Origin of the sequence: Ferrimonas sp. YFM (genome assembly GCF_030296015.1) — a bacterium.
GTDB lineage: Bacteria > Pseudomonadota > Gammaproteobacteria > Enterobacterales > Shewanellaceae > Ferrimonas.
Genome location: NZ_AP027368.1, coordinates 2,207,553 through 2,229,613 on the forward strand (window position 1 = coordinate 2,207,553; position 22,061 = coordinate 2,229,613).

Annotated in this window: 18 protein-coding genes; 7 read left to right on the forward strand and 11 right to left on the reverse strand. The window is 58.7% G+C overall.

The window, feature by feature from the left end:
- Window positions 1-59: 59 nt before the first annotated feature.
- On the forward strand, window positions 60-779 hold the full coding sequence (gene torR, locus QUE41_RS10300) for a two-component system response regulator TorR (protein ID WP_286342789.1): 720 nt from the start codon (window positions 60-62) through the stop codon (window positions 777-779).
- On the opposite strand, the gene torT is transcribed toward torR, so the two are convergent.
- Window positions 749-1,720, reverse strand: a complete 972-nt coding sequence (torT, locus tag QUE41_RS10305; protein ID WP_286342790.1) for a TMAO reductase system periplasmic protein TorT — start codon at window positions 1,718-1,720, stop codon at window positions 749-751. The genes torR and torT overlap by 31 nt on opposite strands.
- Window positions 1,721-1,797: 77 nt before the next feature.
- Here torT and torS point away from each other — a divergent pair, with 77 nt between their 5' ends.
- A complete protein-coding gene (gene torS, locus QUE41_RS10310; protein ID WP_286342791.1) occupies window positions 1,798-4,578 on the forward strand; it encodes a TMAO reductase system sensor histidine kinase/response regulator TorS in 2,781 nt (926 codons plus the stop codon).
- A 36-nt stretch (window positions 4,579-4,614) separates the two neighbouring features.
- Here torS and QUE41_RS10315 read toward each other — a convergent pair whose 3' ends face one another.
- From QUE41_RS10315 to QUE41_RS10335, 5 genes are all read right to left on the reverse strand, one after another.
- Window positions 4,615-5,265, reverse strand: a complete 651-nt coding sequence (locus QUE41_RS10315; protein WP_286342792.1) for a TorD/DmsD family molecular chaperone — start codon at window positions 5,263-5,265, stop codon at window positions 4,615-4,617.
- A 70-nt stretch (window positions 5,266-5,335) separates the two neighbouring features.
- Window positions 5,336-5,971: a DMSO/selenate family reductase complex B subunit gene (locus tag QUE41_RS10320; protein WP_286342793.1), complete on the reverse strand. Its 636-nt coding sequence runs from the start codon at window positions 5,969-5,971 to the stop codon at window positions 5,336-5,338.
- A 12-nt stretch (window positions 5,972-5,983) separates the two neighbouring features.
- Window positions 5,984-8,404, reverse strand: a complete 2,421-nt coding sequence (locus QUE41_RS10325; RefSeq protein WP_286342794.1) for a DMSO/selenate family reductase complex A subunit — start codon at window positions 8,402-8,404, stop codon at window positions 5,984-5,986.
- A gap of 58 nt (window positions 8,405-8,462) precedes the next feature.
- Window positions 8,463-10,436, reverse strand: a complete 1,974-nt coding sequence (locus QUE41_RS10330; protein WP_286342795.1) for an MtrB/PioB family decaheme-associated outer membrane protein — start codon at window positions 10,434-10,436, stop codon at window positions 8,463-8,465.
- 12 nt (window positions 10,437-10,448) lie between these two features.
- Window positions 10,449-11,378, reverse strand: coding sequence for a DmsE family decaheme c-type cytochrome (locus QUE41_RS10335; protein WP_286342796.1), 930 nt, complete (start codon window positions 11,376-11,378; stop codon window positions 10,449-10,451).
- 441 nt (window positions 11,379-11,819) lie between these two features.
- Here QUE41_RS10335 and QUE41_RS10340 point away from each other — a divergent pair, with 441 nt between their 5' ends.
- From QUE41_RS10340 to QUE41_RS10350, 3 genes are all read left to right on the forward strand, one after another.
- Window positions 11,820-12,347, forward strand: coding sequence for a sugar O-acetyltransferase (locus QUE41_RS10340; protein WP_286342934.1), 528 nt, complete (start codon window positions 11,820-11,822; stop codon window positions 12,345-12,347).
- Window positions 12,348-12,415: 68 nt separating this feature from the next.
- Window positions 12,416-13,228, forward strand: coding sequence for a helix-turn-helix domain-containing protein (locus QUE41_RS10345; protein WP_286342797.1), 813 nt, complete (start codon window positions 12,416-12,418; stop codon window positions 13,226-13,228).
- Window positions 13,225-13,881 carry a LysE family translocator gene (locus QUE41_RS10350; RefSeq protein ID WP_286342798.1) on the forward strand — a complete coding sequence of 219 codons (657 nt, stop codon included), beginning with the start codon at window positions 13,225-13,227 and terminating at the stop codon, window positions 13,879-13,881. Before QUE41_RS10345 ends, QUE41_RS10350 begins: the two co-directional genes overlap by 4 nt.
- Window positions 13,882-13,910: 29 nt before the next feature.
- On the opposite strand, the gene QUE41_RS10355 is transcribed toward QUE41_RS10350, so the two are convergent.
- From QUE41_RS10355 to QUE41_RS10370, 4 genes are all read right to left on the reverse strand, one after another.
- Window positions 13,911-15,131, reverse strand: coding sequence for a DUF4785 domain-containing protein (locus QUE41_RS10355; protein ID WP_286342799.1), 1,221 nt, complete (start codon window positions 15,129-15,131; stop codon window positions 13,911-13,913).
- Window positions 15,128-15,979 carry a lipase family protein gene (locus QUE41_RS10360; protein WP_286342800.1) on the reverse strand — a complete coding sequence of 284 codons (852 nt, stop codon included), beginning with the start codon at window positions 15,977-15,979 and terminating at the stop codon, window positions 15,128-15,130. Before QUE41_RS10360 ends, QUE41_RS10355 begins: the two co-directional genes overlap by 4 nt.
- 273 nt (window positions 15,980-16,252) lie before the next feature.
- Window positions 16,253-17,914: a phosphoethanolamine transferase gene (locus QUE41_RS10365; RefSeq protein ID WP_286342801.1), complete on the reverse strand. Its 1,662-nt coding sequence runs from the start codon at window positions 17,912-17,914 to the stop codon at window positions 16,253-16,255.
- 209 nt (window positions 17,915-18,123) lie between these two features.
- Window positions 18,124-20,091, reverse strand: coding sequence for a methyl-accepting chemotaxis protein (locus QUE41_RS10370; RefSeq protein WP_286342802.1), 1,968 nt, complete (start codon window positions 20,089-20,091; stop codon window positions 18,124-18,126).
- A 468-nt stretch (window positions 20,092-20,559) separates the two neighbouring features.
- On the opposite strand from QUE41_RS10370, the gene QUE41_RS10375 reads away from it, so the two are divergent.
- Both QUE41_RS10375 and QUE41_RS10380 read left to right on the forward strand, forming a co-directional pair.
- A complete protein-coding gene (locus tag QUE41_RS10375; protein WP_286342803.1) occupies window positions 20,560-21,450 on the forward strand; it encodes a methyl-accepting chemotaxis protein in 891 nt (296 codons plus the stop codon).
- Between the two features lie 33 nt (window positions 21,451-21,483).
- A complete protein-coding gene (locus tag QUE41_RS10380; RefSeq protein WP_286342804.1) occupies window positions 21,484-21,657 on the forward strand; it encodes a hypothetical protein in 174 nt (57 codons plus the stop codon).
- Window positions 21,658-21,708: 51 nt separating this feature from the next.
- On the opposite strand, the gene QUE41_RS10385 is transcribed toward QUE41_RS10380, so the two are convergent.
- Window positions 21,709-22,059 carry a DUF2750 domain-containing protein gene (locus QUE41_RS10385; RefSeq protein WP_286342805.1) on the reverse strand — a complete coding sequence of 117 codons (351 nt, stop codon included), beginning with the start codon at window positions 22,057-22,059 and terminating at the stop codon, window positions 21,709-21,711.
- Between the last annotated feature and the right edge of the window lie 2 nt (window positions 22,060-22,061).

A 22,061-nucleotide genomic window follows, 5' to 3' on the forward strand; every position in this document is an offset into this window, starting at 1 on the left:
TGAATCTGCCTCCGTCAGCGATAAAGATCCTTCACAGGATTATTACATTGGACCCGCAAATGAATCAGACAGGACAACGCATTCTGGTGGTGGAGGATGACCCGGTCACGCAGATGCGCCATGCCGGTTACTTTCAGCAGGCGGGTTACCTGGTGGATACCGCAGACAGTGCGGCGCAGATGCGGGAGCGCATGGCCGCCAACCAGTATGAGTTGCTGCTGCTTGATGTGAATCTGCCCGATGAAGACGGCATGATGCTGACCCGAATCCTACGCTCCGAGTCCAATGTTGGCATCATCCTGGTGACCGGCCGCTCTGATTCGGTGGATAAAATTGTTGGTCTCGAGATGGGCGCCGACGACTATGTCACCAAGCCGGTGGAGATGCGAGAGCTGCTGGTGAGGGTAAAGAACCTGTTGTGGCGCATGAGCCTGGTAAAACAGGATGCGCCCCAACTGGGTGACAACAGCGAATGCCAGTTCGCCGGCTGGCGCTTTTCAACCGCGAGCCGTCAGTTGTGGCGCGGTGAAGAGCAGGTCAAGCTGACCAAGGCGGAGTTTGAGTTGTTGCACGCCTTCGTGTCCCACCCCCAACAGGTGCTGCCCAGAGAACGCCTGCTCAACCTTATCTCCCACCGCGTCGACGCTCCTAACGATCGCACCGTAGATGTGCTGGTGCGAAGACTGCGAGCTAAGATGGAGCAGGGGGAGGGCTATCCAACTTTGTTTGTCACCGTCCACGGTGAAGGTTATCTGTTCGGCTCGGCGGTGACTTCGTAAATCGGCATGAAGCCGGGGCTGGAGAGGCTGTCGTCCACCAGATCAAGATGGTACCCCGGGGTCAGACTGATGATGCTGGGCCCCATCACCTTGGGCAGGATTTCTCCCTGTTGCCAGCGGTGCGCCGCATCGATGGACATCTTGCCCTGCAGCCGCATCTGATCGGAATTTGCCATCAGAATCTTACCCCTGAGCAGGGCCCGGTAGACCCCGTGGGTCAGGTAACTGCTTAATATCCTGGTTTTACCCTCGGCAAGGGGCTGACGAAGTTCATTTACAGCCACCTCCGTCGATACTGCGCCGCCGATGATAAGTTCCGGAACCGGATTGTCCGCCAGGTAGTCTTTGAGCAACTGCCGCTGAACGGCGGCACTGTTGCTTCCATAAAGCTCACCAACCACTTCAAGCCTGTCTGGCTCGACGGCGTCACTCACCCCTTTATTAATAAACTGATTGCCTCCGCGTCCCCGGGGACCATACATGATCAGGGTCTTTACCCGGCTGTTTGGTTTAAAGCGGCTATTGATAAATAAGCCCAGGTTTTTACCCATCTCATACCAGGACACGCCTACGGTGGCTATTACAGAGTCCGGCTCTACCTGGTTGATGACGGCCAGAGTGGGGGTCTTATTGAACTGACTCTTGATTCTTGGATCAATCTGATAGCTGACACTGCCCAGCAGAACCAGATCGGCGCCCCAGGCTTGGCATTTGTAGAACTGCTCAACCTGAGTATCCTGATTGGCGTACCCACCGGCTTCCATCACCTTCAGTGCCATCCCATATTCTTTGGCGCGCTCGGCCATGCCCTGGTTAACGCTTATCCAGTAACTGTCTTTCAGGTGTGGATAGAGGGCACATACCTTAAAGGGAGCTGCATATAGCGGTTTGGAGGCAAGAAACAGAGTGGCAAATAGTGCGGCACGGGATGGGGTTAACACAGGCAATTACCTGATTTGGGGTACACTATAGTTAGTGTATCAGAGATGCTGCTGTCACCTTGAAACTCAATCGATTTTTGCCTAGTCGCTCACTCACTGCCAAGTTGTTGCTGGCCTTTCTGGCGCTGGCTTCTTTGTCCGTGCTCTCCTCCCTCGTAGGCTGGCTTTCCCTGTCGGAGCTGAAAACCGGTCATGATGCCCTGGCCCAGCGTGCGGTTCCTCTGTTTAACCAGAGCCGGACCCTGGCGGAACTGGGGGGACGGATTGTGCTTACCGGCCAGTTCCTGACCCAGGTGGACGATCCCGCCGAACTGATTCGAACCGAGCAGCGCCTGAAAAGTGATATGGCTGCCCTGAATCGCCACATGGCTGAGTTTGGCCAGATTGGCCCAAACAGCCAGGTGAGTGCGCCGCTGCTGGCCACCAGCGAGCGGGTCGAGGCTCTGCTCTCGGAGCAGGTACAACTTGTGGGTGAAAGGCTGGCTCAGGAGCACAATTTTAACCAGGGGTTAGATCGCATCAATCAGGTTGCCCTGGATATGGCCAACCTGGTCGACTCTCAATTGGCCAACGCCGAGACCGCCATTGTGGCCCGCAGTATCGGCCTGTATGACACCGGGGAGGAGAGGGAGCGTCATGCTGACGATCTCATTGAGGTGGATTTGCTTCAACTCAGGCGCATGAGTGAACTCAAATACAACCTGGTGCGTCTTCGTCAGCAGTTGGTGTTGCTGCCTCAGGCTATGGAACAGCAGTCAGTAAACGCCCTGGGCCAGAAGTTTGAGAGCCTGAGTGGTTACCTGCCTCTGATGATTCAGGAGGTGAGGGACCCTGAGCGCCGAAAGGCCATGGAGTCGATGATGACCCGGTTGGCTGAAGGGAGAGAGCTTTATCAACTCAGAAGCCAGCAACTGACCTTTGCGCCCAGGCTGGTGTCGTTGAGCAGCCAGGTGGAGCAGGAGTTTGCCCGGTTGAACAGCCGTATGGATGACTTGTTGCTTCGGGCCAATAACGCCATCAGCGATGCGGGCAAGCAGGCTGATGAAGCGTTTCGCTGGTCTCAAATCACCCTGGTGGTTCTCGGTCTTCTGGCTCTGGGCATCGGCTTACTGCTGGTCTGGCAGGTGGTGCTCAAGGACGTGGTGGTCCGAATCAACTACTACACCAGTGCGTTGCTCTCCCTGTCCGAGGGCGAGGTGAATGTTGAGGTGACCCCCAAGGGAGAAGATGAATTGAGTCGCCTGGCTGGCGCAATTCGCACCTTCAAGGAAAACGTCATCGCCAGGCGCAAGGCGGAAGCCGAACTCAGGCACCAGCATAAGGTGCTTGAGCAGACAGTCTCCGAGCGAACCGTTGAGTTGTCTCTGGTAAACCGCAAGCTGGCGGAGCAACTTAAAGTCTCAGCCAAGGCCACTGAGGAAGCCGAGGACGCCAGCCGGGCCAAGAGCAGCTTCCTGGCCACCATCAGCCATGAGATTCGCACCCCGATGAACGGCATCCTCGGCATGGCCCAGTTGATGGAGTCGGATAATCTGACCTCGAAGCAGAAGGGGCAGTTGGCGGTGATTCAGCGCTCCGGTGAATCTCTGCTGGAGGTGATCAACGATGTGCTGGATTACTCCAAGATTGAAGCCGGAGAACTGGAGTTGGTCGCCGCACCCTGCGATCTGGCCGGTTTGGCCAGGGAGGTGGTGGATACTCTGGGCTCCGTAGCTTCAGGTAAGGGCCTGACGCTTGAGCTGAGCATCGAGAAGGGAGTGGCTGCCGCTTATCTGTGCGATCGCGCCAAGGTCCGCCAGATCATGATGAACCTGGCGTCTAATGGAGTGAAGTTTACCTCCCATGGGCGGGTCGATCTGGCCCTGGGCGTGAGGGGCAATCAGCTGTGCTTTAGTGTCTCGGATACCGGGCCAGGTATTGAGTCCGACCGCCAGGATGCGATTTTTGAACCTTTCCGCCAGGCCGATGCACACCATACCCCGGGGGGGACCGGCCTGGGGCTCTCTATCAGTCGCAGACTGGCTGAGGCCATGGGGGGCACACTGTCCGTTGATAGTCAGCCGGGGCAGGGGGCCACCTTTACCCTGATGGTGGATGTGCCGCCTTGTGATGCTCCGGAGGTGGGGGTGAATCAGATAGAGATGCCGCCGCCAGGCTACTTGCTGGTGGTGGAAGACAACCCCACCAACCAGCTGGTGATAGCGGGATTCCTGGAGAAGTTGGGGCAGCGCTATCTGTTGGCGTCTGACGGCAGAGAGGCCCTGGATGCTCTGGAGCAGGGGCCTTTCGATCTGGCCCTGGTGGACATCAACCTGCCCGATATCAGCGGTGAACTGCTTCGGCCCCAGTTGGTGGAAAATCACCGCCTCGAGTTTGAGCGGCCCCTGCCGTGTCTGGCGATGACCGCCCATGCCTTCACCGAGCAGGTCGAGGCATTTATCGCCAGTGGGTTCGATGGCTTTATCGCCAAACCCCTGAAGCTGGAGGAGCTGGCCCTGGTACTCTGTGGTCAATCCAAAGTCAGCCTGGCCAGGGAGGATCGGGGTAATCATGAGTTGCTGAACCGGCAACAGCTGGAACAGGATCTGTCTGTGCTCGGAGCCGAGACTCTGGCAACCATGTGTCACCGTTTTCAAGCGGACGCTGAGCAGTTGCTCGCCTGTGAAGATGAGCAGTGGAAAGGGGCGATACACCGCCTTAAGGGCGGAGCAGGAGCCGTGGGCATGAGTGCTCTGGCCCAGGCTTGCGCCGAGCTGGAGCTATCCGGTAACTGGGGGGAAACGGCTCGGGAGAAACTGACTTTGCTGAGTGAAGCCAGTGTTGTGGCATTCGATCTATGGCTGAAGCAAAAAGGCTGACCGGGAAACGCACGACCCGGTCAGCAACGACGCACTCTATTGGAAGAGCTGCAGGGAAAGGGGGGAGACATCCAGCTCCTGCTTCAAACCATCAAGCAGGCTAGAGACCAGCAGGGCAATACCCTGGTAATAAGGGGTTTGCGCACCGTCAACCATCAATTCACAGAATCGGCCGCTCCAGGGCAACAGGTGTTCGCGCAGCAGGTCTTCGGCGACCTTTACCGGTACGCCATTCTCCTGTTTGATCTCCTCAGCCAACAGACTGCCCAGGACGGAGAGCATCAAACCAATATGGTCGATGGGCTCTTTGCTTTGGGTCGAGACCTCAATGCCATGGTGTTGGCAAAATGCCGCAAATGCTTCAGTAGAGGGGCCGCACAGCAATCGTTTTTCATGGAGGTAGGGAGAGCCCCAGGGAATGGCGCTCAGTTCACCCGGGCCCAGAAAAAGCTGCGTATAGTCTATTTTAAGCTTTGGCAGCAGGACGTCGTCAGACTCTGTCAGTGCCTGCTCCAACAACGCCAACCCCCGGCTTCGACAGGAATGCTCTCCGGTTTCCGGCCAGCTCTTCGCAACATCATTCTCTCTGAACTGTCCCAAAAGGAACTCGCTGGGTTCAAAATAGAGCGCGTGGTAGAGGACGTTGGCCTGTGCCTGATAGCAGCTCAGTTGTTCCTGATTCAGCATCGCCTTATCTCACTTTGTTTGTAAGGAAAAAAGGGGGAGCCTGAGCTCCCCCTCCTTGGGGTGTAACGTCTTACACTTCCGCTGAATTTAGTACCTCACCCTCACTGCTGCCACTGGGGCGGGTGAGACGGTTAGGCGTGATCAGTAGGTTGGGTGCAGTAACGTCGGCGGACGGCATGGGCGCAAAGTTCGGAGCCAGTGCCCCAGGGTACTTGGCTTTGAGCTCGTCCATTGGGCCGAAGTCCAGGGCACGCATGGGGCAGGACTCCACACAGCTGGGCTGTTTTCCGGCCTTGATGCGGTCGGCACAGCCATCGCACTTGGTCATTACGCCCTTGGCGCTGTCCATCTGCGGGGCGTCGTAAGGGCATGCGCGGGCACAGCTTTCACAACCGATGCAGACGGTGGCGTCCACCATCACCAGACCATCTTCACGGCGCTTATGCATGGCACCGGTTGGGCAGGCTTTAGTACACACCGGCTCGGAGCAGTGGTTACAGCCCAGAGAGGTGTAGTAGGCGAACACATTCTGGCTGACGGTACCGTCAGCGGACTCACTCCAGGTACCACCGCCATATTCATATACCCGGCGCCAGTTCACGCCTACCGGCAGGTCAGAACGGTCTTTACAGGCGATTTGACAGGTTTTGCAACCGGTGCACTTGCTGGTGTCGACGTGAAAGCCGTATTGAACATTAGTACTCATTGTAAACTCCTATCAAGCCTTACGGATTTCAACCAGGTTGGTGTGCTGGGGGTTACCCTTGGTAATTGCGGTAGTACGGTGGGTGGTCAGTACGTTGACACAGCCGCCTTTATCCACGTTTCCGCCCTGGAACCAGGCACCCTGGCCCACAGCTGCCACGCCGACCATGATGCGGGGGGTCACCTTCACCTCTACCTCGATGGTGCCGCGGTCGTTGAATACGTGAACCTTATCGCCGGTTTGCAGCCCCCGCTTATTAGCGTCAATGGGGTTCATCCATACGGCGTCCTGTACCGCTTCGCGCAGCCAGGGTACGTTGTGATAGCTGGAGTGCGCTCGGCCCTTGGTGTGGTAACCGAACAACTGCAGCGGGTAGGTCTTCTTGGTTTCGCTATCCTCATAGCCTTCCCAGGTAGGGACATACTTGGGCAGGGCGGAGATAACGTCTCCCTCTTTGAGCTGCCAGGTCTTGGCTTTTTCGGCCAGACGAGAGGAGTAGATCTCAATCTTGCCGGACGGGGTGCCCAGAGGGTTGGCATCGGGATCCTTACGGAAATCTTCCAGGACAATGTAACTGCCGTTGGGCAGGTACTTACGGTGGATGCCCTGTGTCAGCATCACCTCTTTCTCAGGCAGGTCCGGAGTGGCGGCCTTGGCTTCGGCATAGAACTGGTTCAGCCAGTCTTCCCGTGATTTGCCTTCGGTGAATTCCGCTTCTACGCCCATGCGCTTGGCCAGATCAACACAGACTTCATAGATGGGGCGGGCTTCGAACATGGGGCCAACACTGGAGCTCATCTGTACCAGGGTAGCGGTGTCGCCGGCGGAGTAGCTCTGGTAGATCAGGTCTTCGGACTCCAGCCAGGAAACGTCGGGCAGCAGGATGTCGGCGAACTTGGCGCTCGGGGTCATCCAGTTGTCTACCACCAGGATGAATTCGCACTTGCTCTCATCGGCGATGATCTTGGTGGTCTTGTTGACGTCGGAGTGCTGGTTGATCAGGGCGTTACCGCCGTAGTTGATGATCGCCTTGATGCTGTTGCCCAGCTTGCCATCGCCGTTCTCGTCCAGATCCACACCTTGAACACCGTCGGCCAGTACGGTCATGTTCTCACCGTCTTCGATGGCCTGGGTGAAGGTGAAGAAGGAGATCGCCTTCTTCACAGGGTTGGAGCCGGTGGGCATGAAGGGCGCGGTCAGGTAGGAACCCTTACACAGACCACCACAGTTGGTGCCTGGCAGACCCAGTTGACCCAACAGGATGGGCAGCATGTAGCCGGCACGGGTGTTGTTTTCACCGGCCGCCTGACGGTTCAGAGAGGCAGCAATCTGGATGAAGGGCGCTTTGGCGTCGGCCAGTTCACGGGCCAGTTCCACGATGATGTGCTCTTCGATGCCGGTGATGGCAGAGGCCCAGGCTGGGGTCTTGGCATTGGCACCCGGAGTCAGGTCACCAATGGTGGTGTTGTCCAGGATGTAGGCTTTGTAGCTCTCTTCATAGCCTACGCCTGTGGGCATGGTTTTCTCATCATAGCCGACACAGTACTTGTCCAGGAACGCCTGGTCTACGCGGTTGTTGGTGATCCACTCGAAGGCCAGGGCCTCAAACAGGGCAGCATCAGTACCAGGACGGATGGCGATCCACTGATCTTCTTTACCCACGGCGGAATCGGTGTAGCGCGGGTCGATGATGATGGTCTTGAACTGCTTCTGACGCTTCTGCATCAGGAAGTCGTAGGCCTCACCGGAGCCGCTCATGCGGATCTCGGAGGGGTTGTAGCCCACCATCAGCACCAGATCGGAGTTCTGCATCTCAGAGACGCTGCTGCCTTGCCAGCCAGGACCGGCGGAGCCGTATGTCTGGCCCGCGGCTTCATAAATCTGAGACCAGCTGTAATCGCCATAGGCATTCAGGTAACCGCCTTTGAGGTTCATCAGGCGGTACAGGCATTGCTTACCTGAGAAGTGATAACGGGCACCGGAGTTGTAGGTGAAGTGGATGGACTCGTTGCCATAGTTGTCGATGGTGGCCTGCAGTTTTTCCGCGACCAGATCCAGGGCTTCATCCCAGCTGATGCGTTCGAACTGACCGCTGCCACGGGGGCCGACACGCTTCATGGGGTACTTGAGACGATCCGGAGCATAAACCCGTTTACGCAGGGAACGGCCACGCAGGCAGGCACGGACGTCGTGGTTACCGTACTCGTCTGTGGTGGTGAACTCAGACTCGATGCGGGTGATGATGCCGTCGCGGCTGTATACCTTCACCGGACAGTTGGAGCCACAGTTCACCAGGCAGGCGCTCCAGTTGAGCTTCTCTTCAACGGGCAGTACTGGCGGTGGTGTGGTTTTGGCGGACTCGGAGCTACAGCCGGTAACGGCGGCTGCGGCACTCATTGCGGCGCTCATTTTTAGAAAATTGCGGCGTTCCATAAGTTACCTCTTTTCTTTATCTGGGGGAGGGGAGCGGTCTCCCCTCCCTCCGGTTCGTTCACAAGGAGATGGAGTAGCTCAGCATCAGCTGATGGGCGTTGTAGTTGTGGTCCAGGTCACCCAGGGTGACCAGGCCATCTACCGCGTCCACGGCAACGCTGGCGTAATCTGTGTCGTAATAACGCTCGTAGCGGTAGTCCAGGCGCAGGTGGCTGCGCTCGCTCAGGCGGTACTTGGCAAACAGCCCTACAGAGTGGCTGTACTGGTAGTAGTCGTCGAACTGGCTGTTGGCTGCGCCACTGTTGCTGGAGCTGCTGTCGCTATTGGCAAACAGGTAATCGCCGCCGACGGTCAGCTTGTCCTGAAGCAGGCCGGCATATTCGAAGCCGCCGCCCAGGGAGACAAACTCGTCGTTGATCTCTGCGCTCCAGCCGTCGCCGTTCTGATCCGCATCGATCCACTGCTGGCCGGCAAAGCCGTACAGGGACAGCTGCTTATTGACCAGGTAGCTGATGGCCAGCTGGTAGCCGTAGTCGGTGGCACCGGTCAGGCCCAGCTCGGTGTCGGTGTAATCGTCATCGGCAAACTGCAGGTTCAGGTCCACGGACAGCGATGCCATGGGCTGATGGCGCAGCTTCACCTCGGCTTCGACGCGATCGCGATCCGCCAGGTGGTACTTGCGCAGCAAGGGGTTCTCTTCGCTGGAGCTGAGGTCGTTGGCCTGGTAGCGACTGCCGTCGCGTTGGCTGATGCCGCCTTTGAGTTCCACTTTCCACAGAGCCAGGTCGGTCAACTTCATTCCGGCCCACAGCTGGTGCTCGTCGGTGGTTTCTCGGGCACTGTGGCTGCGCTCTTTGCGGTCGAACTGATAGCCGGCATCCAGGCGGTAGCCCTTGGCCAGGCGGTACTGAACCTTGGCGCTGCCCCGGGTGTCCTCGCGATCCAAGAGCACGTTCTCTGACACCAGGCCGGTGGTGGCATTGAAGTCGTACTGGGGAAACTCGAAGCTGGAGCTTTGGTTATCCCGCTCGCTGTAGCGTCCGGCCAGTTGAACCCGCAGACGGGAGCTGGCCATCAGGGTATAGCGGGCGTCCATGTCCAGGGTGTCCACCTGACCATCCCAGCTTTGAATCGGGCTGGTCTGGGCATTGACCAGGGCGCTGTCCTGAATCATCCGGCCCAGGGACACGCGACCATCAAACACGCCGCCCTGTCCCCGAAGGTTGCCGGACAGGGTGACCTGATGGGCTTCGTTATCAGGCTCAGGCGCCAACAGGCTGCCGTAGGTGTTGTGATACACCTCCTGGGTGTCGTTGTCGTAGGTGCTGCCCAGGTAGGAGAGGGCGGCCAGCCAGTTATCGCCGGCCACACTGGTGGTGGCGGTCAGCTCGTCGGTGCGGCTGTCCACCGGCTTGGCCAGAGTCACCGGGCTGGGGGTGGCCACGGAGACCACCTTGTGCCCCTGCTTCTCCTCGGTGCGGTAACCCAGGTCGCCATCGACGTCGAAGCCGGCCAGTTGGGTGGTGGCACTGATGCCCATTGAGACGCGGTTACGCTCGGTGCCCAGTACCGGCGAGTAGGGCTGGCCGCTGACCAGCTGATCGCCGCTGAAATAGTAGGGGGTGGACGCCTTATCACTGCCCAGCTTGTTGAGCTGGCGGTAGTCGGCGTACAGCTTGACGCTGCCGTTGCCCGTGGAGAGCCCGGCATCACCGTTGTCCATACCCAGGTTATGGGCGGTGGCGGTGGTGCGCCAGCCATTGTCGCTGTTAGCGCTAACCCGGCCATTGAGGGCGCCGAAGGCACCATCCTCTTCCTGGCCCAGGGCGTTACCGGCGTGGACATCATCCAGTTCGGTGTAGCCCGCACCGATGGCGATGGTGCCACTGACGCTGGGTGGTGCGACGCAGCGCTTGCACTGCCACTTTTCGGCGCTGATCTTGTCGGTGTTGACCTTGGACAGGCTAAAGTCGGCGGCCAGTGCCGGCGTGGCGGCGGTCAGTATCGCCAGGGTGATGAGATTGAGTTTCATGAGTCTCTCCCCTTAGCGCTGAAGCGCTTTGCCTTGTGGATGGTTGGAGCCGTGCACCTGGGTGTGGCAGTTCAGGCAACTGCCGCCGGCGGTAAAGGCAGAGTCGCCTTCGGCGCCATAGGGACGGCTGGCGTGAACATTGCCGCTGTGGCACTGCTGACACAGAAGAGGGGCACGGGTCTTGAGCAGGCTGTCGTTCATGCTGCCGTGAGGGGTATGACAGTTGCTGCAGTCATCGATGACCGGCTCGTGTTCCCACAGCTTGGGGCCCCGCTTTTCGGCGTGACAGCTGTAGCAGGTGTCATTGAGGCTGATGCGATTGAGGTCGGCATCGGTCTGGCTGCCATGAGGGTTGTGACAGTCGCTGCACTGCATCTCATCCCACTTCATGGGGTGACTGGAGCGCTGATGCATCTGCATCTTCTGTTCGGTGTGGCACTGGGTACACACGCCGTTCTGAGCGGTCTGCTCCAGGATCGGGTCGGCGGCCACGTGCACCTGGTGACAGCTGGCGCAGGCCACCTCTTCCAGGTTGTGGGTGGAGCCATGCCAGCTTTGGCGCTCGGCGTCTTCATGACAGCTGAGACAGACGCTGTTCTGAGCCTCGGCGGTGGCCATGGCATCGGAGCCGAAATCGATCATCGGTTCCTTGCCCCCACGGTTGTGCTTGCCCTGGGGGCCGTGGCAGGCCTCACACTGGAGCCCGGCCATGGGGCTGTTCCCTGACATGGCGCCATGGACACCATCGAACAGGGCCATCACCTTGTCGTTTTTCTTGTGGCACATGAGGCAACTGTCTGCACCCTTGGTGGAGTAGTTGCCCTGATTGAACTTATCAATCAGTGTCTCCATCACCGCATCCTGGCCCTGGTCGCTCCAGGGAGCGGCGCTGGTACCGAAAGCGGCGGAGACCAACAGTGCGACTAGCAGAGGACGTTTCATCAGTATCACTCTCTTGTCTGCTTGGGGTTGCGGGTGGTCACCTGGGTGCCACCCATCGGTTTTTGATGGCTCCAGAATAGGGAGGCGGTGTGAATAAGTTGGGCAGGGATATGAAAAATGAAGAACGGAATGTGAAAAGATATGAACAGATGCCGGGATAGTGTGAGTTAAGCCAAAGTTTTGACGCCGTGGCTGTTTTTTCCGGGCCGGACAATGTTCAGAAGCGTGAACTACCTCAATAGGAGTATCTGAAGTTTTTCCCAGGAGATGGGACGGATTGTGCTTGAGTGAGAGGCGTTCTCAGTCAGGTGACGGTTGTCATAAATAATATTAAATCAGTGAGTTAAACCGTGGTTGTTCGCGGTAGCCTGCCGGTGGGGTATGATGTCGCTTTTCCAGAGGTACTGAGGTGACTAGGTGAGCATGACTGAGTTGGAGAAGATGCGCGCGGGAGAGGTGTATTCTATGTTTGATGACGAACTGGACCTGCTCAGGGCCAAGGCCGAACGCCTTATCTTCCAGTTCAATCATGAGCCGGACCGGCAAACCCGCCGCCGTCATCTCGAGGAGCTGGGCATTAAGATGCACCCCAGTGCTCATATCCAGCAGCCCTTCACCACCTGTTATGGCTGCCACATCACACTGGGGGCCAACAGCTTCATCAATTGGGATGCGGTGATCCTGGACCACGGCGGTGTCACCATAGGTGATCAGGTGCTCATTGGCCCCAAGGTTCAGATCTACACAGTAAACCACGCCCTGGATGCCGCCGCCCGTGCCGCAGGTGAAGAGCGGGCCCAACCTGTGGTGATCGGCGATCGCGCCTGGATCGGCGGCGGCGTGATCATCCTGCCCGGTGTCACCATTGGGGAGGAGGCCATAGTGGCCGCCGGTGCCGTGGTGACCCGGGACGTGGCCCCAGGCGATCGTGTCGGCGGCAACCCGGCAAAATCATTGGTAAGAAAATAGGAAATGTACAAGCCCGGCGGGGACGGTCGTGCTGAAATGGGCCGACCAATGACGAGCAAGGGGACAAAGTGAATCGGGTTTGTATCAGTCAGAGCAGTATCGAAGGGGTCGGCCTCATCGATGCCAGCTATGGCAATTTTGCCTTTCGTCGCCATTATCATCTGGAGTTCCACATCGGCCTTATCGTCGGCGGGGCTCAGCGCTACCATTGCCGAGGCGCCAGCCATCGAGCGGCGCCGGGCCAGTTGGTGATGATGCCACCGGACCAGCTTCATGATGGTCAGGCTCAGGATGAGGGGGGCTATCGTACCCGGGTCTTTACCCTGGGCACGTCCTGGCTGTCGCGCTCCCTGGGGGAGATGACCGGTGAGAGGGAACTGGCGTTCTCTGAGCATCAGGTGGATGACCCTGCGCTGTATCGGGGACTGGTGATGGCGCACCGGGTGCTGGGTGACAATCAAAACCCCAGTCTGGCGCGAGACTGCCTGCCTCTGGAGATGCTGGAACAATTGCTGAGCCGCCATGGCTCAATGAGGCTGCGCCGAACACCTAAGTTGGGCAGCCGGGATCTGGACGAGATACGTGATTATATGATGGACAACCTGGATCAGCCCATTCGGCTGGCGGACCTGGCCAAGCTGTGCGGCCTGACCGAAGCGGGACTGACACGGGCCTTCAAGTCGACTACCGGCTTGCCTCCTTACGCCTGGCTGTCGCGCTTCCGCCTGGAAAAGGCGATGGCCTGGCTTAAAGGGGGACGCAGTGTCACCGCAGTAGCTCAAGCTGTAGGCTTCTATGACCAGGCCCATTTTTCCAAGGTGTTCAAGCAACAATATGGCCTGACCCCTGGTCAGGTACGAGGCTGGGGAGGCGAGCCATGATCGCATCCGAGTCCAGTTTGCTGCTCACCCTGGCAACGGTGCACGCCATCGCCCTGGCCAGTCCGGGCCCGGATGTGGCTCTGGTGGTGCAAAGTGCCACCCGCTACGGACGACGCACCGGATTTCTGATTGCCCTGGGATTGTCCATGGGGATCCTGCTTCACTCCATCTTCAGCCTTACCGGGGTCAGCCTGCTGATTCAGCAGCACCCGTTGTGGTTTGTGATCATCAAGCTTGCCGGAGGCAGCTACCTGCTGTGGCTGGGCACGGGCGCCCTGGGGTATGTACTCAGGCACAGGGGAGAGGGGCGTAGCCTGGCCAAGGTCGAGGTCGAGCGGGGGCTGGATGCGCCTGTTAAGGCGTTTACCCGTGGTTTTATGACCAATCTGCTGAACCCCAAGGCGCTGGTGTTCTTTGTGTCGCTGTTCTCCACCCTGGTGCCGGCGGATCTTTCTCTTGAAGGCAAGTTGAGTGCGCTGGCGATACTCTGGTCCCTCTCCCTGTTCTGGTTTGCCCTGCTGGCGCAGTTGCTCACCTCCAAGGCACTGCAGGCCAGATTGCAACGGGCGGCGCTGACCCTGGATGGCATCTGCGGTGCGGTGTTTGTGCTGGTGGGCGGCGGCATCCTCTGGAGCACATTGACCTCCTTATAAAAAACGCTCCCTCGGGAGCGTTTTGTTTGTCAGAGCACCAGTTGGGGCGAGACTTCAAGCAAAGGGGCCATCCTGCTCTGGTCCGTCAGGGTAAGGGTGGCCAGCCTGTAAGGGGGCGTCAGCCCTTGTTTGGCCAGCAAATCCGGGACCAGGGGCAGCTGCCAGGCGTGCTGCCCCGGCTCCAGCCACCGCGCAGCCTGAAGCTGATACGCCGGCGCCCAGTTGCCTGAGCTGTCGGTGCCTTCCAGCCACAAAGTGATCTGATAACGGCCCTGGGCCGATGCCTGTACCTTCAGCTCGAGTGACTCCAGTGTGTGCCTCCCCCAGTGGGAGGTGATCTGGGGAGCCAAACTGAGGGTTCGGCTGACCCGTTTGACGGCGGTTTTGACCGTACGCTTGACCTCCTGCCCGTCCACCCTTCGCAGGGAGGTGACCACCAGCTCATCCGGCGCCACTCCCGGCAGGGGCAGCGTCTGTCCGGACACGGCCAGGGTGGGTTGACCCTCAGAGCCGGAAAAGGCGAGCTCGATGTTCTCTCCTGTGCTTAATCTGAGGCTGGCGGTGCGCTCAACGATCTCCGCGTCGTCGCTGCCGGACAGCGTCAGTTCGACGGGAAGACTGGTCTGCTCAGCCGCGACACGAGCCGGGCTTGCCAGGCTCAGTGTCCAGGGGGAGTGCTTCTCCTTGACGTGCACCAGGTACTTGGCATCTGCCATCAGGGACTGGTTGACCTTGAGACGATAGGCGCCGGGTTTAAGGGACGCGGACAGCACCAGGGCACTGGAGCCATCATCAATTCCCGCGGTGGCCAGGGCGTCGGCATCGGCCATGGACTCGACCAGGTTGGGTTGCGCCTGCTTGTCGCCAACAGGGCGCAGTTCAATGGAGGAGGGAACGACGCTTTCCCCTTTAATCGGAGTGCCTGTGTCCAGGTTCCAGCGAGGCGCAACCCGTATCAGGCTGCCGCCCTGGCTCAAAGGCAGGGCAACGCCGCGATTGAGCTCGGCGCCGCTGACCTCTGTCCAATACTCATCTGAGACCTGTTGTTGCACAGTTTGTGTGACAGGGCTGATGCCATCCCACAATTGTGCATAGCTGACGGCGTCCCGGCTCACCGGCAGTGGCTCGGCGGCGCTGTCGCTGAGGCTTTGTTCCGGCAGCTGCAGAGTCGCCGTGGTGCTAGAGTTGTCCTCAGAGCCACAGCCGCTGACGACTAAGGCAATGACGGGGACCAGTATCCAGTGCTTCATAGCAGCTCCTCCACTCGGTTGCGCAACAGGGTGTCCAGATTGAAGCAGGCTCTGCGACTTTGATGGTGACTCAAGGGTTCACTGCCTCGGGTCTTGTCGGTGTCGGTGAACCAGGGGGTGCCGGCCGCCGATTGCGAGCGGCACTCGAGAAAGCCATCGGAGCAATCGTCCAGCCAGTTCTGAGTGACCTCAAGGGCAACCTGATACTGATAGCCGCCGCAATAGCTGTCACTGTCCCAGACGGCGGAGTCCACATCGGAGCCGATGACCGGGTGAAAGGCCGTGGGCAGGGTGGGCCTGCCTGATGTGCCATAAAGCCAGTTCTGGTTGTAATGGCTCATCCAGCTCACTTGTTGCATCTTGACCGCATCGCTGTCGTAGCCGAGGATCCAGCCCAGTGTCGATTCAAATACGGTGCCGTTGTGGACCGCATCTGCCAGCGGAGTGCCGCCACTGGAGGGGGCCAGGGCGATCACCTGGTGGGTGGCATTGATGATGGACGGATAGCGTCCGTCCCAGGTCGGGTTGGAGAGGATCCAACGCACCACGTTGCCGCCGTTGGAGTGGGTCACCAGTATCAGCGAATCATTGCCCTGATTGATAAAACCGGTCAACTGGCTGGCCAGGCAACCCGCTGCCTGGTCATCCCACATGTACTGATCAAAGTCGCAGTTGACCACCAGGTAACGGCTCGGATCGGGCAGCCCCTGGCGGACTGAGTCGACGAACTCCCGGGTCCAGTAATCATCCAGTGCATTGGTCTGTTTTCCGGTTCCGTGAATAAACACCAGGCCGGGGTCGGCCATGGCCAATGGCGCCCAAAGCAACGCCAGCATCAAACTCCTCATTGTCACCTCCTTGTATTGTGTGGGAGGCCCCAACAGCTCGGACCTGTTTGCAACCTAGGGGGTGACGTCGCCCGGCGCAATCCCCCAAAAGGGACAATCACCCAGGCTAAGCCTCTGAATCATCGCCCAAATTTGGTTCGGGCTTGATATGACGCGAGGGCAAGGTCGTCAGGCCGCCACAGAATCAGCCTTGGCTTACAGCGAAAGCAGAAGGAGCAGCCTCCCTTTGGGGCGATTGTCTCCCCCGCTGTGCCAAGCCGTGGTCAGCTTGAACTAACCTCGTCGGGCGCCCTGGAGGTGGGGAGCCATACAGCTGGCAAAAATGTCTAGGCTCCGGTCATACAGGCTGGTGCCGACGGACATCAGCCCCAACACCGAGTGAAACAGGTTGTCGTGAGAAAAGCTGCCATGTCGGGCCAGGCGTTTCAGACACTGATTGTCTAACCCCTTGCTGGCCGCAAAGCTCTGGTTGCTCCAGAACAGCATGGGCACCTGGGTCTGCTCTTTTGGAGCCAATGAATAGGGAAAGCCGTGCAGATAAAGCCCATTTTCGCCCAAAGACTCACCATGGTCAGACAGGTAGAGCAGGGCGGTGTTGTGGCTGCTACCGAACTCGGAGAGGGCATCGATCACCTGACTCAGCACATAATCGGTGTAGTAGAGGGTATTGTCGTATACATTGACCAGCTCCTCTTCGGAGCAGTTTTCGATGCTCGCCTGTTCACAGGCCGGAGTGAAAGGCCCCATCTCTTTGGGGTAGCGTTTGAAATAGGTGGGACCGTGGCTGCCAATCAGGTGCAGTACGATGACGCCATCCTTTTTGGAGTGGCGAAGTTGCCGTTTTAGCGGAGAGAGCATTACCTGGTCGACGCAGACACTGCCGTCACACCACTTAGGATGTTCGGATGGGTCCATCATCAGCATTGGGATGCGGTCGGCCACGCCCTTGCTGCCGCCATCGTTTTCCAACCACAGGGTCTCCAGGCCAGCATAGTCGAGCAGATCCATCAGGTTGGATTGGTTGCGCGCCTGAGTGGCGTCGTAGTTGTCCCGGGTAAAAGGGGAGAACATGCAGGGAACCGATACCGAGGTAGCGGTTCCGCAGGAACTGACATCTTGGAAGGGGATCACCCCTCGCGCTCGGGTAAAGGGGTTGGTGTCTCGCTGATAACCATAGTGGGCCAGGTTCTGAGCCCGGGCGGTTTCGCCCACCACCAGCACCAGCAGATCGGGTTTCTCCTCGTCAGCTGGGGTTGTCCGGTGGGCATCCTGGCCGATCACCTTGAAAGGCTGGGGTGGGGCGAGGTAAGTGTGAGACAGGTACTTGGCGCCGCTGTAGAGAGCGTGAGTAGGGATGATCATGCTCTTGAGATAGTTGTTGTTGCGGCCTACGGAGGCATAGTCCTGGTAGTAGACAAGGGCAATGCTGACTACCGAGGCCAGACAGGCCAATACGACTGCCAGCGAAGCCAATGTCGACCTGATACGACCGGGCGCACTCTGAGGTGCTCGCCAGATCAACACCGAAGGCAGCAGTGCCGTAACCAGAAACCACAGCAGCGCCTGCGGGGTCAGGTAGGCCAGAGCCTCGCCGCTGTGGGTTTCCGCGATGTTCTCTATCATGCCGTAATCGAAGACGACGCCGTAGGTCAGTGATCCGTAGCTGGCCAGGGAGGAGAGGACCACCAGGGTGCAGAGAAGGGGCTTTTTCTGCGGGCCCCAGCACAGCAAGGTAAACAGCAGCGTCAGAACGGAGCAGACAAACAGTGGGATGGACAGCACAAAGCCGGGGTCTACCCGACCCAGCCCGGCGAAGATCTCAGCCAGCTTGCGGTAGAAGGGGTAGTTGAGAAACAGGCCGATGTAGAGGGCGACCAGCAGGGGCAGGTGCCAGGGACGAAAGCGGATGGGTTTGGTAGTGGCTGGGTTGGTCAAAGACTCTCTCCTTACAGGGGCATTGGCGGGGGAGAGCAATTATCCAAAAGGCGTGAGGGAAACGGCGTAAGCACATTGCAGCCTAGGCCGGGCTCAGGGTAAGGGCGGGGTAAGCTAAGGTAACCGGGTGATGGGGATCACCCGGCCACAAATAAAAACCGGGCGGCCGCAGATACTGGTTGGGCGAGGCAAGCGGCCGCCCGAAGAAATCAGAGGGAAAACTGTCGCGTCTGCTGCTCTAGCTGACCGGAGAGCTGAGACAGTTCACCGCTGGAGTCCGCAATGGTGCGGGTGGCCTCCTCGGTTTCGCGGATCCCGGTATCGATCACCTCAATGTTGCGGGCAATCTCCTCGATGGTGGAGGCCTGCTCTTCGGCTGCGGTGGCGATCTGGGTGACCATGTCGTTGATCCCCTTCACCTCGGCGGACACCTGCTCATTGATCTCTGTGGCCATCTGAGCGATCTCCTGCACCTCTGTAGCCTGGCCGACATTGGCATGCATCATCTCGGCGGCGGAGTTGGTGCTGGAGACAATGGACTCGATGATCCCTTCGATCTCTGTGGTCGACTCCTGGGTGGATTGAGCGAGCTTACGCACTTCATCGGCCACCACGGCGAAGCCGCGGCCGTGTTCACCGGCCCGGGCCGCTTCGATGGCCGCATTCAGGGCCAGCAGGTTAATCTGCTCAGATATCTGTTTGATCACCCCGAGGACGTTGACGATCTTGTCGCTGTTCTGTCTCAGCTGCACCATCTCCTCGGCGGTGGAGCGGGTGGTGTCCCCCAGAGAAACCAGGGACTGGTAAGTGTGCTGGATGTGACTGGTGCCCTCCTGGGACTTTTTCATCACTTCGTCACAGACGGAGGAGGCCTGGGCAGTGGTGGCCGCCACTTCGCTGATGGTCGCGGTCATCTGGGTGGTGGCGGTAACCGCCTGGGCGGATTGACTCTGTTGCTCCGCCGCAGACGCACTGGTCTGTTCGGTGACGGCAGCCAACTCCTCGGCGGTCGACGCCTGTTGTCCGGCAACCTGAGTCAGTTCCCCAATCACCAGCTTGAGTCGCTGAGTCATCTCCCCAAGGGCGCGTTGAAGCTGGCCCACCTCATCGAAGCGGGTTACCTCGACCTCACCGGTGAGGTCGCCCTGGGATACGGTCTCGGCGGTTTTGGCGGCGGCAATGATGGGGTTGGCCAAGGCCCGGCTGAACATCAGTCCGAACAGGGCAACCACACTGGACACCAGCGCTAGGGTGACAAGGATGATCCAGCCGGTGCGCTCAAGGCTGGCAAAGGCTTCGTCGGCGTTCATCTCGCTGATCACCGCCCAACGGATGTTGCCGATGTCCAGCGCACCATAGGCGCTGAGCACCTCATGGCCGTTGTATCCATCCACCAGCGCGATGCCACTCTCCCCCCGCAGGGCGGCCCTGACTGAAGGGTTATCGACACCGTTGTCCTCGACGGTTCCGGCGAAACTGGCCACCAGGGAGCGATTTTCCGGGTCCAGAAGGGAATCGGAGCGCATGCGGTAATCCGGCCCCACCAGGAAATTCTCCCCTGTGTCGCCCATGCCGCTGCGGATCGCCATGGTGTCGCGAATCTTATCCGATGAAAGCTGCAGGGCCAGCAAGTGTCCGTTGCTCATGGGCTCGGCAATAAAGGCGGCCGGGGCGTCGTTGCTTGGGGCGTAGGGAGCGAAGTCGGTGATGCCAAACTGGCCGGTGGAGGCCACTTGACGCAACAGCTTGCCCAGTCCGGAGCTGGCATAGGTTCCGGTAAACATGTTGGTTTGATAATCCGCCTCGTGGGTCACCGTGAAATAGACGTAACCGGTTTCATCCACCAGAAACAGGTCGTAGTAGCCATAGTCATTGATGTAGTCCGCAAAAAACTGGGCGTAACTCTGCGGGGGAAGGTGAGGCACCGCCTCGGCGAGGATTTTGATGTCCACCTCCCGTTCATGGAAGTAGGCGGTGAGCTCCTTGCGTTTCATCTCGTTGATGGCGGACAGCTGGTTATATACCTTCTGCTCCACGTCGGCCCTGGACTGAAATGTGGCGATCAGTGTGGTGATCAGAGCGGGAACCAGGCCAATGAGCAGAAAGGCCAGGGTCAGTTTGGTTTTCAGGCCCCACTGTCGGTAGAAGGGCGCGTTGGTGGCTTGAGCATCAGCCATGAATCATCTCCCCTTGGTGACTCAGCCTTAGGCCTTGTCCAAGCGGTTCGCTCCCTGAACTGTTATTAGGTCTCCCATTCCGTGAGATGACTCAATTCTTTGTTTTTTTTGTGTTCAGGCCCATGAATGAGCCTCAGGCAGCATAACCCGTATAGGTTGCAGTTTTGTTAACTTGGTTTTTAAGCGGAATTACTGCACCGTTTAACTTGATATTTGCCGCTTAATAACAATGATATACACCCTTATTTATTTAGCTTTTAAGCAAAAGCGTAACCCTGGCAGCGTTCAGGCTCGCGCAATCCGGCCTTTTGTGAAGGGCCAGTATTGCAATTTGGGGGTGTGGACAGGGTGCGGGATGCATCAAATAATTCACAACTTCCTGAGCTAACGCTGATTTTGGTTACATGGATGTAGGCATGTGCTCACTTAAGGATATTCTTAAGTAGAGACGTTATTGGGGATAGCCTTATGTTTATGACCGTCAAGCAGCACCGACTGGCCAAAGAGGCGGTGGAAGCGAAGCTGCAACAGGAGATTCGGCAGAATCAGCAGCAGTTAGTTGATCTGGAAGCGCGCAACCGGCAGCTGGAAGAGGAGGTCGCCAGGCTCTCCCATCAGAGCAATCTGAGCCGCGATCTGATGGCCACTTACCTGAGCAGTGGAGAGATGCTGCAGCAGATCCGAACCGCGCTGGCCGACAATACCGGCAAGCTCAAAGAGGAGGAGGAGGAGCTGTCCGCCATCGATGCCACTTTCAGTGCCACCCGGGAAGCCATAGGCCGCTTGGACCAGCGCAGTCAGCGAGTGTTACTGGAGTCACAACGCAATGTGGACGCCGTCTCCCAACTAGAGCGCTCCACCTCGGGCATCAATACCCTGGTGTCCACCATTCAGGAGATCGCCGATCAGACCAACTTGCTGGCGTTGAATGCCGCCATCGAAGCCGCCCGGGCCGGTGAGGCGGGAAGGGGGTTTGCCGTGGTCGCCGATGAGGTCAGAAACCTGGCGGCCAAGGCGTCGGACGCCAGCGGCAAGATTGAGGAGCTGTTGCGGGAGGTGCTGGGCCAGAGCCGGCAGCTCAAAGAGAGCGCGGCGGTAAGCCAGGAGTGCATCGAAGAGGTGTCAGCTTCATCGACCCAGATTGGCAGCGTGGTGGATGAGGTGATGAACCAGGCGGCCCATATGAAGCGGGTGATCGGTAATGTCTCTACCACCACCTTCCTGGATACGGTAAAGCTGGATCACGCCGTGTGGAAACATGGCGTCTATGAGCAGGTGGTGAACGACCAGCTGGAGCAAACCCCCTGCAGCCATAAGAACTGCCGATTTGGCCTCTGGTATGCGGATGTGGGTCAGTAAAGCCGGTACCGTAACCTGGCTGCCTTCGACCGGGTGGACCTGCCTCACCAGAGGGTGCACCAAAGCGGTATCGACGCGGTTGAAAAGGCCAGGGCAGGGGATCACCAGGCCTATGTGTCGGCCCTGGCGCAGATGGAGTCGGCCAGCGTTGAAGTGGTCAGCGCCCTGGAGCAGATGGCCGCAGAGCTAACCACCAAAGAAGCATAAAGAAAGAGGACCCAGGGGGTCCTCTTTTCATCTATTTGCGAGACTCTGGTGTCAAGCCTCGTAGAGCTTGGCCAGCTCCATGGCGTCCAGCTCTGGTGCGTCGCCGTCCACGGGCCAATCGCAGCCAACCAGCACATTGTCTTCATTGAGATCGTTGAGCCAGAACTCAAAGAAGTCCTCTAGGGGGATAAAGCTCGCCTGGTACTGGGACCAATCATCCACACAGTGGGCTTTGGCGCCCTCTTCGGTAGACCACAGGGGCAGTACGTCGCTCTCTTCGAACTGGGAAGAGTCGCAGATAACCCACTCATCACCCAGGCTCAGGCCCCAAAATCCGCGATTTTCAAAGGTGGCGGCGACAAAGGCCTTAACGGATTCAGGGGTGGTGTTCATCTTGATCATAC

What these genes read in the sequence shown, in the direction of transcription:
- QUE41_RS10360 (WP_286342800.1), bottom strand. Translation starts at nt 15,979, where the DNA reads ATGAGGAGTTTGATGCTGGCGTTGCTTTGGGCGCCATTGGCCATGGCC.
- QUE41_RS10315 (WP_286342792.1), bottom strand. Translation starts at nt 5,265, where the DNA reads ATGCTGAATCAGGAACAACTGAGCTGCTATCAGGCACAGGCCAACGTC.
- QUE41_RS10335 (WP_286342796.1), bottom strand. Translation starts at nt 11,378, where the DNA reads ATGAAACGTCCTCTGCTAGTCGCACTGTTGGTCTCCGCCGCTTTCGGT.
- QUE41_RS10375 (WP_286342803.1), top strand. Translation starts at nt 20,560, where the DNA reads ATGTTTATGACCGTCAAGCAGCACCGACTGGCCAAAGAGGCGGTGGAA.
- torR (WP_286342789.1), top strand. Translation starts at nt 60, where the DNA reads ATGAATCAGACAGGACAACGCATTCTGGTGGTGGAGGATGACCCGGTC.
- QUE41_RS10385 (WP_286342805.1), bottom strand. Translation starts at nt 22,059, where the DNA reads ATGATCAAGATGAACACCACCCCTGAATCCGTTAAGGCCTTTGTCGCC.
- QUE41_RS10340 (WP_286342934.1), top strand. Translation starts at nt 11,820, where the DNA reads ATGCGCGCGGGAGAGGTGTATTCTATGTTTGATGACGAACTGGACCTG.
- QUE41_RS10320 (WP_286342793.1), bottom strand. Translation starts at nt 5,971, where the DNA reads ATGAGTACTAATGTTCAATACGGCTTTCACGTCGACACCAGCAAGTGC.
- QUE41_RS10370 (WP_286342802.1), bottom strand. Translation starts at nt 20,091, where the DNA reads ATGGCTGATGCTCAAGCCACCAACGCGCCCTTCTACCGACAGTGGGGC.
- QUE41_RS10355 (WP_286342799.1), bottom strand. Translation starts at nt 15,131, where the DNA reads ATGAAGCACTGGATACTGGTCCCCGTCATTGCCTTAGTCGTCAGCGGC.
- QUE41_RS10330 (WP_286342795.1), bottom strand. Translation starts at nt 10,436, where the DNA reads ATGAAACTCAATCTCATCACCCTGGCGATACTGACCGCCGCCACGCCG.
- QUE41_RS10325 (WP_286342794.1), bottom strand. Translation starts at nt 8,404, where the DNA reads ATGGAACGCCGCAATTTTCTAAAAATGAGCGCCGCAATGAGTGCCGCA.
- QUE41_RS10350 (WP_286342798.1), top strand. Translation starts at nt 13,225, where the DNA reads ATGATCGCATCCGAGTCCAGTTTGCTGCTCACCCTGGCAACGGTGCAC.